The 12,515-nt window shown below is 55.0% G+C and carries 12 protein-coding genes; 8 read left to right on the top strand and 4 right to left on the bottom strand.

Annotated features, from left to right (window positions below; translation table 11 throughout):
• Window positions 1-215 precede the first annotated feature (215 nt).
• The 7 genes from FD38_RS10005 (at window position 216) to FD38_RS09975 (ending at window position 7,229) form a co-directional block, all read left to right on the top strand.
• A complete protein-coding gene (locus FD38_RS10005; RefSeq protein WP_057733808.1) occupies window positions 216-1,505 on the top strand; it encodes a PTS transporter subunit EIIC in 1,290 nt (429 codons plus the stop codon).
• Window positions 1,495-2,388, top strand: coding sequence for an alpha/beta hydrolase (locus FD38_RS10000; RefSeq protein WP_057733806.1), 894 nt, complete (start codon window positions 1,495-1,497; stop codon window positions 2,386-2,388). The genes FD38_RS10005 and FD38_RS10000 overlap by 11 nt, the downstream gene beginning before the upstream one ends.
• 12 nt (window positions 2,389-2,400) lie before the next feature.
• Entirely contained in the window at window positions 2,401-3,258 is an 858-nt protein-coding gene (locus FD38_RS09995) for a LysR family transcriptional regulator (RefSeq protein WP_057733804.1), read from the top strand.
• A gap of 648 nt (window positions 3,259-3,906) precedes the next feature.
• A complete protein-coding gene (locus FD38_RS09990; protein ID WP_057733802.1) occupies window positions 3,907-4,752 on the top strand; it encodes a sulfite exporter TauE/SafE family protein in 846 nt (281 codons plus the stop codon).
• Complete coding sequence (locus tag FD38_RS09985; protein ID WP_057733800.1) at window positions 4,752-5,129, top strand: DUF1634 domain-containing protein; 378 nt, start codon at window positions 4,752-4,754, stop codon at window positions 5,127-5,129. Before FD38_RS09990 ends, FD38_RS09985 begins: the two co-directional genes overlap by 1 nt.
• A 184-nt stretch (window positions 5,130-5,313) precedes the next feature.
• On the top strand, window positions 5,314-6,525 hold the full coding sequence (locus FD38_RS09980) for an MFS transporter (protein ID WP_057733798.1): 1,212 nt from the start codon (window positions 5,314-5,316) through the stop codon (window positions 6,523-6,525).
• 11 nt (window positions 6,526-6,536) lie between these two features.
• On the top strand, window positions 6,537-7,229 hold the full coding sequence (locus FD38_RS09975) for a GTP pyrophosphokinase (RefSeq protein ID WP_057733796.1): 693 nt from the start codon (window positions 6,537-6,539) through the stop codon (window positions 7,227-7,229).
• Between the two features lie 63 nt (window positions 7,230-7,292).
• Here the strand turns inward: FD38_RS09975 and FD38_RS09970 are convergent, their stop codons facing one another.
• Together FD38_RS09970 and FD38_RS09965 are read right to left on the bottom strand one after the other, a co-directional pair.
• Complete coding sequence (locus FD38_RS09970; RefSeq protein WP_057733795.1) at window positions 7,293-8,495, bottom strand: iron-sulfur cluster-binding domain-containing protein; 1,203 nt, start codon at window positions 8,493-8,495, stop codon at window positions 7,293-7,295.
• Complete coding sequence (locus tag FD38_RS09965) at window positions 8,496-10,025, bottom strand: phytoene desaturase family protein (protein ID WP_057733793.1); 1,530 nt, start codon at window positions 10,023-10,025, stop codon at window positions 8,496-8,498. It lies immediately after the preceding gene.
• Window positions 10,026-10,187: 162 nt separating this feature from the next.
• On the opposite strand from FD38_RS09965, the gene FD38_RS09960 reads away from it, so the two are divergent.
• On the top strand, window positions 10,188-10,877 hold the full coding sequence (locus tag FD38_RS09960) for a FadR/GntR family transcriptional regulator (RefSeq protein ID WP_057733791.1): 690 nt from the start codon (window positions 10,188-10,190) through the stop codon (window positions 10,875-10,877).
• A gap of 54 nt (window positions 10,878-10,931) precedes the next feature.
• Here the strand turns inward: FD38_RS09960 and FD38_RS09955 are convergent, their stop codons facing one another.
• Window positions 10,932-11,846, bottom strand: a complete 915-nt coding sequence (locus FD38_RS09955) for an AEC family transporter (protein ID WP_057733789.1) — start codon at window positions 11,844-11,846, stop codon at window positions 10,932-10,934.
• A gap of 218 nt (window positions 11,847-12,064) precedes the next feature.
• The gene (locus FD38_RS09950) at window positions 12,065-12,265 is read right to left on the bottom strand and encodes a YjzD family protein (RefSeq protein ID WP_057733788.1); all 201 of its coding nucleotides are present in this window, start codon (window positions 12,263-12,265) and stop codon (window positions 12,065-12,067) included.
• Window positions 12,266-12,515 lie beyond the last annotated feature (250 nt).

Below are 12,515 nucleotides of genomic sequence, written 5' to 3'. Positions count from 1 at the left end.
TCTAGGACCAATTTTTAACTACTGGAATTTAGGGACTTATGTCCCAAACTCTTTTTAGTTTGCCATAAGGCCCAGCGTTGAGCCCCTGAGTACCGGACGACGAGTCTAACTAGAGCTAGATTCCTTAAAGTATAAATAAATTTATGAGGCGTTTAATCCCTAGCTGGCGGTCAAGCACGTATAATGAATTTGAAGACGGAAGTAGGGGGAATTCGATGCAAGCACTCTGGCGTTTTAACCAACGAGTCGGTCACTGGCGGGCGATGCGGGTGATTAAGCAAGCCTTGCGGGTGACGTACCCGTTTATTTTAGTGATGACTTTAATCAGTGCCATTGGGCAAAGTTGCTTAACGACCAACGGCTTTTTCTTTCAAATCTATCACATTGGTAAATGGCTCCCCGGGCTCGACCTGTGGCAGGGGGCCTTTCAGGTCATGGGCCTAGTGGTCAACAACGTGGTCGCGGTGATCGTGGCGTTTGCGACCGGATACTTTCTGGCCTTGACCTATAAACGCAGTGGGCTAGCCGTGGGGTTAGTGAGTGCGTTGGCCTTTTTGACGTTGAACGTCAATTACGAGGCGCTTGACCAGACCAAACGAGCCGGGGAACAGGGCGCCCAATTCATGGAGAATAATTTGGGCCCCCAAGGCATCTTCCTGGCCATCATCGTGGGACTGAGCGTTGGCTGGTTCGTCAGCAAGTTGTTGGCGAAAACTACCAGATGGCGTTGGTTCGAACGCCTGACCCTGACCGGTCGGGTGGCGTGGGCGCTAGTGGTCGTGCTGGTCATCAACGTCATGATTGGCTACGGCCTGAGCTGGCTATCGGAAGGTGGGCTGAACGGCCTAGTCTATCTAGGGACCAACGCCCTGATCACCAATCCAGGGCATTACGGCATCATGATTCTGGCCGTGACCACCTTTAACAACCTGATGTGGTGGTTGGGCCTGATTGGGCCGGTGGGCTTAGCCGGGAACAATTCGGTGCGCTCGCTGCAGAACCTGGCGGCCGCGGTGCAACACGGCTCCGTCTGGCACGCGCCGTATCCGGTGACCCTGCATACTTTGGGCGACGCCTACGCCAACTTCGGGGGTGCCGGCATGACCCTGGCGTTGATCATCGCCATTTGGCTGGGGTCGCGACAGGTCCATTACCGGCGTATCGCCACGCAGACGTTTTTACCGAACTTGGTAAACCTCAATAACGCAACACTGCTGGGGTTACCGGTACTCTATAATCCCATTTTGTTGATTCCGTTTCTGGTGGCGCCGGCCGTGAACATCATGCTGGCCTGGTGCGCCATTACCTGGAAACTGGTGCCGCCGATGGCCTACCCGATGCCGCGAACCACGCCGGGGCCGTTGATGGCCTACCTGGGGACCGGCGGCGATTGGCGCGCGTTAATCTTGAGTCTGGTGTGTTTGACGGTTTCCGTGCTGATCTATTTGCCGTTCGTCAAACTCTTAAATCAAACCGATCAGGAGGCGACCGACGATGCGGCGTAAACTAACCCTCGGGGGCCTGGCCATCGTCTTGGTTTTAGCCATCTTCATTCCCAGCGTGCTGTGGCTGCACCAACGGGTCGCCCACTATAAAACGAATTATCGGACACCGCTAGATCCCACCATCATGGTGCCGGGGTCTAGTGCCAGTCAGGACCGTTTCGATACCCTGATTACCCAGCTGCGTGAGGAAACCAAGACCGCGCACAGCGTGTTGAAGGTCAAGGTCGCTACCAACGGTCAGTTGTCCTACACCGGGAGTATTCGGCGAGGGGACAACCAACCGTTTATCGTGATTGCTTTTGAAAATAATCACGACGGTTATTCGAACATTAATAAGCAGGCGCAGTGGTTGAACGTGGCGTTTAAAGCGCTGGTCAAGACCTACCACTTCAACCATTTCTCGGCGCTGGGACATTCCAACGGGGGCCTGATTTTAAGTCTCTTCCTGGAAAAATACTTCGCCCAAACGCCCAACGTGACGATCGACCGGTTGATGACCATCGCCACGCCCTACAACATGGAATCCGATAGCACCACCACGCGCACCGACATGTTAAAGGAACTGATTGCCGGGCGCAGCAAGCTCCCCAAGAAGCTGACGGTGTACTCGGTGGCCGGGACCGAAAACTATTCCAGCGACGGGACCGTGCCCGCCAACAGTGTCAACCAGGGGAAGTACGTGTTCCAGCATCACGTGGCGCACTACACCCAGATCACCGTGACGGGGGACGATACCACCCACTCGGATCTGCCACAAAATAAGCAGATTGTTCTGTTGATTCGGCAGTATCTCCTGCAAGAAAACGTCCCCGAAAAATCTCCGACCAAGAAGCGTCGGCGGGTCAGCCAGGCCGCTGATGCCCGTGACGCTGGTCTACAGTAAGGAGGTCATTTCGTGAATTTTCGGCAACTCGAATACTTTTTAGCCGTGGCGAACGCGGGGCAAATCACGGCGGCCGCCCAACAGCTCCACATGGCCCAGCCGCCCTTAAGTTACCAACTCAAACAATTGGAGGCCGACCTGGGGGTCCAACTCCTGCACCGCACGTCTAGCGGCACCAGTCTGACGCCGGCCGGTCAATTGTTACGCGACTATGCGCAACAACTGATCGACCTGCGGAACCGTGCGGACAGCCAGGTACGCTCGTTGGGACAGGGACTGGCGGGGGTCCTATCGGTCGGCGTGATCTCGTCGTCGATTGGCGCCACGCCGAACGCGAAGTTACGGACCCTCACGCGCCACTATCCCAAGGTGCAGATTCGGTTATTTGAGGACAACACCTACGGCCTGATCGACCGCTTGGAAAAGCAGTTGATCGACGTGGCCATTGTGCGCACGCCCTTTACCGGTCCGCACTTGGCCAGTAAGGAATTGAAGTCCGAGGCCATGGTGGCCGTGGTGCCACACAAGTACGATCATTTTGCGGGGGCGACCATCCAAGTCGAAGACCTGGCGACGGTACCCCTGATCATCTACCGCCGGTTCGAGAACCTGTTTCAGACGACGTTTCAGCAGAAGGGTATCGCGCCGTTTATCGCGTGCACCTGTGACGACGCGCGGACCGCGGTCCAGTGGGCCGACGCGCAAATGGGCGTGGCCATCGTGCCCCAGTCCGTGGCGGACCAGGGGAGTGGGGTCCAAACCAGCATTCGGCCGATTCGGTACCGCCCTTGGCGCACGACGCTGAAATTGGTCTGGCCGGAACAGGTGACGCCTAGTCCGCTGCTCCAACGGTTTATCGACAGTTACTAGGGCGTCTGGCCTAGAGTCTGTCTTAAAAGACTAATTTAGAGTATTCAGTGCCTCCGGGCCAGTCAGAAATGGGCGGAAACGGGTTTTGGGTGGGCACGGCTTCAAGCCTACAGGGCAGGTCTTGAAGACCGACCTGTGTCTGAGGTTCGAGCCGGCAAAGAACACCGGCCAACACTAGCCCATTTCCCCCCTGAGCCCATTTCTGACGGGTCCTCCAGCTCACATGAGTTATAACAATAACTAAACTGGGTTCTTTTCGGCAAAGGGTAATGGGTGGTCGGTTAAATCGGTGATTGAGTTTTAAGACAGGCCCTAGTTGAATTCTATATGCTAAATACAAATTAAACGGCATTGCCATATTTTTTAAGTATGGCAATGCCGTTTTGAGGTGGAATCGGTTACTTGGGGAACCTGGTGGGATTCTTGAACGGAAAACGGGGGGACGGCAATGGCTTGAACGAAAAGTAATAGTTTAATCTTTAATTCACATGCAGTGCATTTGACACTAACCGATGCGATAAAATCAACGCTTTACTTTGTGTAACTTAAACAAGTTGACCGCCTTAGTGCGAGTAGTCCGGCTTGCCCCCAACTCCGGAAAAGTTGATAATCAAAGTTGTTAAGAAACGAATCGAGGAGGATCAACTCATGGGACAAACTGCCTTAATCATGTTAGGGGTCGGAATTTTCGCCGGGATTGCCGGGGCGATTCTGGGAATCGGTGGCGGGATGATCATCACCCCCATCCTTACCCTGGGAATGGGGTTAAATATCAAATACGCCATCGGGGCCAGCATCATCGCCGTTATTGCGACCAGTTCGGGCTCGACCATTGCGTATCTGCGCGACAATGTCCTGAACTTACGGGTGGCCATGTTCTTGGAAATTGCGACCACCATCGGGGCCATCGTCGGGGCGCTACTGACCGGCGTGTTGGACCCCAAGTACCTGTATTTATTGTTTGGTTGCCTGCTGGTATTTTCAAGTTGGAACATGTACCGCAAGCTCCGACGCGGTCAGGAAGTCTTACAGCGGGTCGAACCGGATAAAATCGCGACCAAGCTTAAATTAAACGGCTCGTACTATGACAAGGCCGAAATGAAGGATGTCGACTATCAGGTCGAAAACGTCCCGGCCGGGTTCTCCGTGATGTTCGGGGCCGGTGTCGCCAGTGGCCTGTTGGGTATTGGGTCCGGGGCCTTTAAGGTCATGGCGATGGATACCTTCATGAAGATGCCGTTAAAGCCGTCGAGTTCAACGTCGAACCTGATGATGGGGGTCACCGCGGCGGCCAGTGCCACGGTCTACTTCTTCAACGGGTCGATTTTACCCACCATTGCGGTGCCGATGGCGTTGGGAATTCTAGTCGGGGCCGTGGTGGGATCGCGAATCATGCAGATTCTGCCGTCGCGGTGGATTCGTATCGCGTTTATTCCGATTCTGCTCTACATTGGCGGTCAGATGGTGTTTAAGGGATTGGGGGTTCACTTCTAATGGCAGATAAACCAACGACGGCGCGGGAAATGGCGCAAGTTGAAACGATTATTGGCCGGATCTTACAGGTCGGGGTGATCTTCTCGGCGGTAGTCATGGCCATCGGGTTAGTCATGTTTTTGGCGACCGGACACTCCGGTTACCCGGGGTCCACGATGCCGTTACACATGGGGGCCATTCTACTGGGCACCTGGCAACTGAAACCCTTTGCCATCATGATGCTGGGCGTCTATTGTCTGATTTTGACGCCGGTCTTACGGGTGATCGTGTCGATCTACGCCTTTTATAAGGAAAAGGATCACCTCTACGTGGCCATTACCACCACGGTGCTCATCATTTTGATTATCGCGCTGGTGATTGGGGTCTACGGAAAATAATTAGGAACAACGGGTCTGCGACGCTGGTCGGAGGCCCTTTTTTTGACCGGTGGATTGGGGACTATGCTACACTAATCATTATTAGTGATTTTATGAAACGACCGCTCACAGACCTGTTAAATTAGTTTACAAGTCAGGCGGCGGCCTTGTAGGATAGAGAAGGAGGACGAGGACGCTCGTGGGAATGCATCAACAGGAAGCCTGGCGACGCAACCTGGCCGTATTGTGGTTGGGAACTTTTATTGCCGGCATGGGCTTCAGTGAAATTATGCCGTTTTTGTCGTTGTACGTGGATGATTTGGGGACCTTTACCAAGGGCCAGCTGACCATGTACAGCGGGGTGACGTACGCGGTCACCTTCTTAGTGATTGCCCTCATCTCACCCGTCTGGGGGCGGTTAGCGGACCGTAAAGGGCGCAAACTCATGCTGCTGCGGTCGTCGCTGGGGATGGCCGTGGTGATTGGCGCCATGGGGTTCGTCACCAACGTCTGGCAACTGATTGGGCTGCGATTCTTGCAGGGCCTCTTTGCCGGGTACATCCCCAACGCCAGTGCGCTGGTCGCCGCGGAAACGCCGCGCAAACAGAGTGGCCGAGCGCTGGGGGTCCTGACCACGGGGTACGTCAGTGGTAACTTGATTGGCCCGGTTCTAGGTGGGATTCTCGCCCAGGTCTTTACGATTCGCTGGACCTTCGTGCTGACCGGGATTCTGTTACTGATCGTGTTCACCCTGAGTGCCACGATGGTCCACGAGCATTTCCAACCCGTCACCCGCGACCAGCAAGCCCAACGCGGTCCTGTGCTAAAGTCCTTTAAGAACCCGACGTTGATCCTGGTCCTGCTGACGTCGACCATGATTATCCAGATGGGGAATAATTCGATTACCCCGATTATCAGTCTGTATGTGCGGCAGTTGATGCACGACGCCGGACCGGTGACCGTGGTCGCCGGGATCATCGCGGCGTTACCCGGGATTTCGACGCTGCTCTCCGCCCCGAAGTTGGGGGAATACGGCGACCGGCGGGGGACCCAGCGCGTGCTGATCTTCGGGTACGTGTTCGCGGTCTTGATGTACTTTCCGCAGGGGTTCATTACCAGCGTTTGGTTGCTGGGGGTCTTTCGGTTCATGATCGGGATTTCCGACGGGGCACTGTTCCCGGTGGTGCAGACCATGTTGACCAAGAACTCGCCGCAGGAGCTGACGGGAACCGTCTTTAGTTGGAATCAGTCGTTTCAGGCCCTGGGGAGCATGCTGGGTTCCCTGCTGGGTGGGGTGATTGCCAACTGGTTCAATTACAGCGGCGTCTTTACCTTTACCGCGCTAACCTTACTATTAAACTTTCTGTTGCTGTGGTGGCTGGTTCCCGAAATTCGCCATTGGCGGCAACGGGCTTAGGAGATTAAGTCATGACTGAGGAAACACCCAAAGAAAATTTACCCGCGGCCTTCGTCAACGACCCCACGTCGTTACAGGCCATCGATCAATTTCGGCAACTGATGTTGAACTACCGGAGCGCCATTCAGGTGATGCGCACCAAGATTCGCTACCTCGACCAGGAATACCAGATTCAAAACGGCCATAGCCTGGTCGATAGCCTGCAATCGCGGATCAAGTCGCCCGAAAGTATCCTGGAAAAGGTCCAACGTAAGCACTTCGACTTTAATTTGAATACCCTGCCCAACGACATGCACGACATCGCCGGAATTCGGATCATCGTGCGTTTCGAAGACGATATCCAGGCCATGGAGCAGCGGTTAGCTTGTCAGCCGGATATCCGAATTTTGCGGCGTAAGGATTACATTACCCACCCCAAACCCAACGGTTACCGCAGCCTGCACCTGATTTTAGCGGTGCCGGTCTTTCTGGCGGCGGGGACGATTCAGGTCAAAGTGGAGGTCCAAATTCGCACGATTGCCATGAATTTCTGGGCGTCACTCGAACACGAATTAAACTATAAAAAGCAGATTTCCCACCAAGCGGAACTCAAACAAGAGTTACTGGAGAAGGCTAAGCTGGTTCACGAGTTGGACCACGACATGAACGCCATCAAGAATCAGATTCGCAATAACGAGCGGCCGGAAGGGCCTAAAACCATTTAAAATAAGTTAGTAAAAAGAAGCTGTCGATAGTCATTTTCGACAGCTTCTTTTTGAAACACTAACCTAGCCAAACTGATTGGCGAGGGCGTGGACCGGAACATCGAGTTCGCAGTCACTAAGTGGAAAGGCCAGACAGGTATGCACGTACCCGTAGGTTTTGTCGGCCAGCCGTCGGTGATCATCTTGGTTAGGGACGAACAGTTGGCCACTGACCACGCGCGCCCGGCAGACGCCACATTCGCCGCTCCGACAAGCCGAAGGGGCGTGAATGCCCGCCCGTTCCATGGCCGTTAAGACGGATTCATCGGCACGAGCGGGGATGGTTTGCGTTTGGCCCCGAACACTGACGGTGAGGCGGAAGGTCTGAACCGACGCGTTGGCGGGGGAGTCAGGGTAGTCGGGGGCCTGCCGCGGGTCGCCGTAATTACCGCTGAGTTCGTGGCGAATCCGCCCGGCAGGCAGGTTGAACGCCGTGAGTTCTTTTTGAGCGAATTGGTACAGGGCATCGGGTCCACAAATGAAGACTGAAACGGGCCCCGCAGGCAGGTGACGGCGAATCACGTCGGCGGTAATGAAGCCCGTTTCGTAACCGGGATAGTCTTCGTCACTTAAAACGTTGACCAGGTGGACCCGGTCCGTCTGGGTGCTAATCGCGTTGAGTTCGTCGCCCAATAAGATGTGGTGATGGTCCCGACTCCCGTAGAGGATGGTCAAATCGGCGTCTTCGGTCCCGTCCAGAATGGCGCTGGCCATGGCGTAAAATGGCGTGATGCCACTTCCGCCGGCAATCGCGACGATATGGGATTGATCGCGGAGCGGATTAATGGTCAGGGTGCCCATGGGTGCCGAGGCGGTAACGGTGGTCCCGACCCGCCAATGGTTGAAGATGTAGGGCGTCACGAAGCCCTGCGGAACGCGTTTGATCGTCAGGATGTATTCGTCGTTGAGGGCCGATTGCGGGGCGGAACGAATGGCGTAGGGCCGGGTCACGACGCTGCCGTCAATGGTGATGCGCACCGAGAGGTATTGACCGGCCTGAAAATAGGCGAGGTGCTGAGTCCCCTTGGTGGGGTCGGGTGCCAGGTAAAAGCTACGCGCGGTGGCGTCGTGGGTGACGACCTTGGTGATTTTTAAGTATTGGGTTTCCGGATGCAGGGCCGCCGCCAGTTGATTGACCGGATACTGGGTCGGTAGTGGGGTGGTGGCGCCAGCAGCGATGTGGCGTTGTCGGTCGATGAGTAGTTGTTCTAACGTATCTTGAGCCATTTAAAGGACCTCCTTTTGTAGATTGTGACTGGCTTGACGCGCCGCAAACTGGCCGGAAGCGTAGGCGGAACTGTAGCCGTCAAGCATGTGGCCCGCGCCGCCACAGAAATGCAGGTGGGGCAGGGGTTCGTCTTCTTGGGCCGCCGTTAGTGACCGGGCGACCATTTGATCCCAGGGCTGACCGTAATAACCGTAAATATCGCCTTCCGGAGCGCGGAGGTAGCGCGCAAAGGTCACGGGCGTGGCGACTTCGATTTCTTCAATGCTGTCCTGGATGTGCACGCCGGTCGCCTGTTCGTAGCGGGTAATGACATCCCGTGCCAACTGGGTCTTCAAGTGCGGATAGTCTTGGGGGCGGACCTGGTCCCAACTATCGCCAAAGAAGAGTTGCGTGGCGTATAGAATGGAAGTTCCGGCGGGGGAACAAGTCGGGTTAGCAACGTTGAGGCAGTTCATGATCATGAAATCGTTGCCGTGCAATTGGTGCATCCCGGCGAACTGGTGTCGCGTATCCCAATCGCGGGCGATGAAGGTACTGTAATCGTGGATGCCTAGTTCGGTCGCGGAGCGGTTCAGGCCAAGATAGACCAGAAAACCACTGGTCCCGAGCTCACGAGCGTTGGCTTTTTTGAGTTCCGTGGTCGGCACCATTTCGGCGGGCAGCAGGTGACTGTAGACGGTATCCGGTAAGAGGTCGGCAATCACCTCGTGGGCGTAGAGCTTTCGGTCGCCGATTTGAACGCCGACAACGGCCCCTTCGGCGGTCAAGAGTTGCGTGACCTCGGTATTGAACCAGGCCGTTCCGCCGTTAGCCTGCAACGCTTGGACCAGAGCACTGGAAATTTCGTGGGACCGGTTTTGGGGAATGTAGGCGGAATAGGTGACGTATGAGACCAGCATGGAAGCGAAGTAGGCGAACTCGAACTCGTCACTAGGAATTCCGATGTAGCACCAGTAGGCGAGCAAGATCTCTTGGGCCTTGGCTGGCATGTCGAGGGCCTGGAGCACCCGTTGGTAGGGCTGGTGGCCGTACTTGGCGAACAGGGGATGCTGGGTGGCTAACGTGGCCGGGTCAAGGGCCTCGGGGTGGGCCGAAAGTTGAGCGAATACCTGAGCATTTTCAATAGCGATTTTGAAAAATGCTTGCACACTAGCCTGGCTGCCCGGAACGGCTTGAATTAGCGTGGTCATGAAATTCTGAATTCCGGTCGGCATGCGGATATCTAGCTTATCTTTGCCGGTATTGATCATGCGGTAGGCGTCGGGCACGGCGTGAAATTGAACGTCGATGCCGGCCCAGTCAAAGAATTGGCGAATATTGCCGGGATTGTCTTGAGGACCGTAACCCGCGAGTTCGTGGAGGGACGGTTCAAATTCAAATCGGCCCCTGGTAAAACTCGTTGCGGCACCGCCCGGCAAGTTGTGGCGTTCGACCAATAGTACTTTGTGGTTGAGCTTAGCAGCGGTGACGGCCGCGGCCAGCCCACCGTTACCGGCACCAATCACGATGACATCGTAGTCTGTTTTCAAAAGATGACCTCCTTAAACGGTAATAGCATTTGCGGAACACCTTCATTATTTCGGCTAAGGCCAACTTTGTAAACGCATTCACAACGTGTATACTCGACTTAACCGACTAATTGGGTCGTGGACTCTGGTTCAACCAGAGTCCACGCTAAAGGAGACGACACGATGAAATTTGAAGCCATTCAAGCGGTCACGGAGACGGAGCAGCTGGTGCAGCAAGTCGAACGGCTGATTTTGACCGGCCAACTCGCCGTTCATGAAAAATTACCCAGCGAGCGGGACCTAGCGACCACTTTACAGGTCAGTCGTTCGGTCGTGAACCGGGGATTACAGGAGTTGATGCGCCTAGGGTTTATCGAAGTTCGACCGCGACAGGGTAATTTTGTGGCCGACTATGAACGCAACGGGAACCTGGAGACCTTGAACGTCATCATCAACTTTGACGGGGGCAACTACCATCCCGCCATGTTAAAATCCATTTTCCGCGTCCGCCAACTGATCGAAAACGACATGTTGCGCCAGTGTGCGCCAGTCACGTCGTTTCGGGCGCTGGAACGTCGGTTTGCCCAGATTCAACTGGCGGAGACGCCGACCGCTAAGGCCCTAAAAACGTTTGAATTCTATCACGAACTGGCGGCACTCTCACAAAATTCGGTATATCCCCTGATGATTCTTAACTTCCGGTCAATCTATCTCACGCTGGGGACCTGGCTGGTGCAGGCGGGGTGTGGGCCGGAGTTAGAACGGCGGTTACAGCGGTTAGTCACCGCGTTAGCTCAGCACCAGATTGTAACGGCGATTCAGCAAAACACTGAAAATATCGCGTTTAGTCTGACCGAGCTTTTACGCCGCTAGATCACAAAATTCCCCCGCCACCTCTTAGGGTAGCGGGGGAATTGACGTTAATCATTAGTGTCCACCCAGTGCGACCACCAGGGGGATGGTCAGGAGGCTGAGAATCGTCGAGAGACTCATCACGGCGATGGCCGGCGCGGCGTCGGCGTGAATCTGTAGGGTGAAGAGGACCACGATGCCGGCGACCGGGCAGGCAATCATGATCAACGTGGTGGTGTAGGCAATGCCACTAACGCCAAGTAGCGTCAGAATGCCGGCGCCCACCAACGGAAAAATCAGGTTGCGCAACAGTAACGTTAAGCCTAACCAGGGATTGAGCATCTGGCGGCTGAGAGTAATCTGGGCCAGGCTATTGCCAATCACGATCATCGACAACGGGGTGTTGACCGACCCGACCGCCGTCACGATATGGTTCAGCGTCCCGGGCAGGTGCCAGCCGCTGACAAAGAGTAACAGGCCGACCACGATGGCGATGATGTTGGGATTTAACAGGACTTGGCGGTACTGGTGGTCGGCCGGCGCGTGAAATAAACGCACGCCCAGCGTCCAACTGAACAGGTTGAAACCGGCGAGGGCGACCACGGCGTAGAAGACCCCGGTACTGCCGAATAAGGCACTGATGAGGGGAATCCCCATGAAGCCGGCGTTGGAATAGATGCTGCCGTACTGGGTGATGCGTCGCAGGTTGGGGTCACTGAGGTGGCCAAAGATCAACCAGGCCAGCAGGGTGACCACGACGTACCAGATGAAGGTGCCCGCGGCGGCTAGGAGAAATTGGTGCATCCGCGATCCCGAAAAGGGCTGTTCGAAGGCCCCGATAATCAGGCAAGGGGAGACCACGTAGAGTAAGATGTTGGTCAGGTCGTTGGCGGTTTGGGCGTGCATGAAGTGACACTTGTTGATCAGCACCCCAATCAGCATCAGGCCAAACATCAGGATAATTTGAGCGGTTAATTGACCAAGTTGCACAAAGAAACTTCCTTCCGTGAAACGTATTTTTATAGGAATAATTCGGGTCAGCCTGGTTTAAACGCTACCGGACTGGCGCCGTCAGCAACGAGCCGATTCGAAGCGGGCGACTGTAAAGCTCGGGTCAACACAAAACGACCGCAAAACCGGCGGGCTTTGCGGTCGTTTTTAGTTATCCGGAGTTCCTCAACCCTAAAGTTGAGCAGCGGCGAATTGCTCTAGTTCTTCGCAGACTTCTTATCGCTACGTGCCAGTAACGCGATCCCATTGACCGCGATAAGGGCAACGATGGCCATCGTCACGCCTAATTGCATAGGCTTATAAGGCATCTGTTCCAATGATTGACCCACGTACCCGATCACTTCACCGAAAATGACAGACCAAATAATGACGACAATATTCGCTTCGAGCCACTTCATCCGCGTCACCTCACAATCTCGTTAATCGTTATTAGTTTAACACGATTGGTCGTTAATCGGTAGTTAAGATTTAGTTCGCACGGCTAATTTTCTTAGCGGAGTCGCGGGGGTTGCGTTCACCCAGTAAACCAGATATACTTACTAGAATATTATAAACGGGTTGAAGCGACTGCTTTTCAAGAATGGGGTTAGCCTTGGGTTGGGCGACCACGGGAGAAGTGGACGCTTTTTTTGTGTCCAAAAGGAGGGC

Origin of the sequence: Levilactobacillus zymae DSM 19395, assembly GCF_001434115.1 — a bacterium.
Taxonomy (GTDB): Bacteria; Bacillota; Bacilli; order Lactobacillales; family Lactobacillaceae; genus Levilactobacillus; species Levilactobacillus zymae.
Note: the sequence above shows the minus strand (reverse complement) of the source record. Positions and strands in the feature narration are given on the sequence as shown.

Bases quoted from the DNA above. Each gene is read 5' to 3' on its own strand.
- FD38_RS10005 (WP_057733808.1), top strand. From the start codon at position 216: ATGCAAGCACTCTGGCGTTTTAACCAACGAGTCGGTCACTGGCGGGCG.
- FD38_RS10000 (WP_057733806.1), top strand. From the start codon at position 1,495: ATGCGGCGTAAACTAACCCTCGGGGGCCTGGCCATCGTCTTGGTTTTA.
- FD38_RS09990 (WP_057733802.1), top strand. From the start codon at position 3,907: ATGGGACAAACTGCCTTAATCATGTTAGGGGTCGGAATTTTCGCCGGG.
- FD38_RS09985 (WP_057733800.1), top strand. From the start codon at position 4,752: ATGGCAGATAAACCAACGACGGCGCGGGAAATGGCGCAAGTTGAAACG.
- FD38_RS09980 (WP_057733798.1), top strand. From the start codon at position 5,314: ATGCATCAACAGGAAGCCTGGCGACGCAACCTGGCCGTATTGTGGTTG.
- FD38_RS09975 (WP_057733796.1), top strand. From the start codon at position 6,537: ATGACTGAGGAAACACCCAAAGAAAATTTACCCGCGGCCTTCGTCAAC.
- FD38_RS09970 (WP_057733795.1), bottom strand. From the start codon at position 8,495: ATGGCTCAAGATACGTTAGAACAACTACTCATCGACCGACAACGCCAC.
- FD38_RS09960 (WP_057733791.1), top strand. From the start codon at position 10,188: ATGAAATTTGAAGCCATTCAAGCGGTCACGGAGACGGAGCAGCTGGTG.
- FD38_RS09950 (WP_057733788.1), bottom strand. From the start codon at position 12,265: ATGAAGTGGCTCGAAGCGAATATTGTCGTCATTATTTGGTCTGTCATT.